Origin of the sequence: uncultured Blautia sp. (genome assembly GCF_902497045.1) — a bacterium.
Lineage (GTDB): Bacteria > Bacillota > Clostridia > Lachnospirales > Lachnospiraceae > Blautia_A.
This window is the reverse complement of the sequence record NZ_CABVDF010000375.1, coordinates 1-1,512: the sequence shown is the minus strand read 5'-3', so window position 1 is coordinate 1,512 and position 1,512 is coordinate 1. Positions and strand designations below refer to the sequence as shown.

General features: G+C 44.7%; 1 protein-coding gene. It reads left to right on the top strand.

The window, feature by feature from the left end; translation table 11 throughout:
* Window positions 1-102 precede the first annotated feature (102 nt).
* Entirely contained in the window at window positions 103-1,485 is a 1,383-nt protein-coding gene (locus RDS42_RS14820; RefSeq protein ID WP_308784324.1) for an MATE family efflux transporter, read from the top strand.
* Window positions 1,486-1,512: the final 27 nt, after the last annotated feature.

Sequence of the window (1,512 nt, the reverse complement as noted above, 5' to 3'; positions counted from 1 at the left end):
ATGTCAAGCATTTTTTTTAATTCTCACGCTCTGTCCCATTGACTGAATATTTCAAATATGGTAGCATAATATTAACAATTTATGAACATCGAGGTTTGAATCATGAACAGCACTTCTTCAAAAACACTTTTAACTGAAGGTCCTATCTGGAGAAAAATGATGGCTTTTGCCGTCCCTATTTTTCTCGGCAATCTTTTTCAGCAGTTTTATAATACCGCTGACTCCCTGATCGTCGGAAATTTTCTTGGAAGCAATGCACTGGCCGCCGTAAGCTCTTCCGGAAGCATTATTTTTCTTCTGGTAGGCTTTTTTAATGGAATTGCTATCGGAGCCGGTGTAGTGATCGCCCGCTATTACGGTGCAAGACAAACAGACAATCTTCAAAAAGCCATACATACCACCGTTGGATTTGGACTGATATCCGGAGTTCTGCTGACCATCCTCGGACTTCTTCTGGTTCCCAAAATCCTGGTTCTGATGAAGACACCCGCAGACGTACTTCCAAACTCCATCTGCTACTTCCGGATTTACTTTCTTGGTTCCGTGGCCTTTGTTCTTTACAATAACTTTGTAGGAATCATGCAGTCTGTCGGAGACAGCAGACATCCGTTGTATTATCTGATATTTTCCTCTCTGGTCAATATCAGTCTGGATCTTCTGTTTGTAGGCGTATTCCACATGGGAGTAGGCGCTGCAGCTGCCGCTACGATCATCTCCCAGTTTATCAGCGCATTTCTCTGCCTTAACCGCCTTGCCAGAAAAAGCCCTGAAGAGTACCGGGTACATATCAGAAAAATCCGTCTGGATCCTTTTATGCTCCGTCAGATCATCAGCAACGGACTTCCTGCAGGACTCCAGAATTCCATCATCTCACTGGCCAATGTAGTCGTGCAGTCCAATATCAACAGCTTTGGAAATCTGGCTGTAGCCGGATGCGGCGCATACTCCAAGGTTGAAGGCTTCGGCTTCCTTCCTATCACCTGCTTCTCCATGGCTCTGACCACCTTTATCAGTCAGAACCTGGGCGCCGGAAAATACGATCGGGCAAAAAAAGGAGCACGCTTTGGCATTGGATGCAGCCTTATCATGGCGGAATGCATCGGGGTACTTATTTATTTTGCCTCTCCGGTACTTATTTCTGCTTTTAACAGCGATCCGGATGTTGTGGCATTTGGAGTACGTCAGGCACGAACCGTCACCTTATTTTATTTCCTGCTGGCATTTTCCCACTGTCTGGCAGGACTTCTCCGGGGAGCCGGAAAATCCATTATCCCTATGTTTGTGATGATGATCTGCTGGTGTATCATCCGTGTATCTTACATTACCATTGCCGTAAAGCTGATTCCATCTATCCAGGTAGTCTTCTGGGCATATCCTCTTACCTGGACTTTAAGTTCTGTTGTATTTCTGATCTTCTATCTGAAATCTGACTGGATGCATTTCCAGGTTAAAAGAAAGGGGCTATCGGTTAATACCGATTTTTAGGCTCTAAATCTTAAAATACGAATCTCC

Bases quoted from the DNA above. Each gene is read 5' to 3' on its own strand.
- RDS42_RS14820 (WP_308784324.1), top strand. From the start codon at position 103: ATGAACAGCACTTCTTCAAAAACACTTTTAACTGAAGGTCCTATCTGG.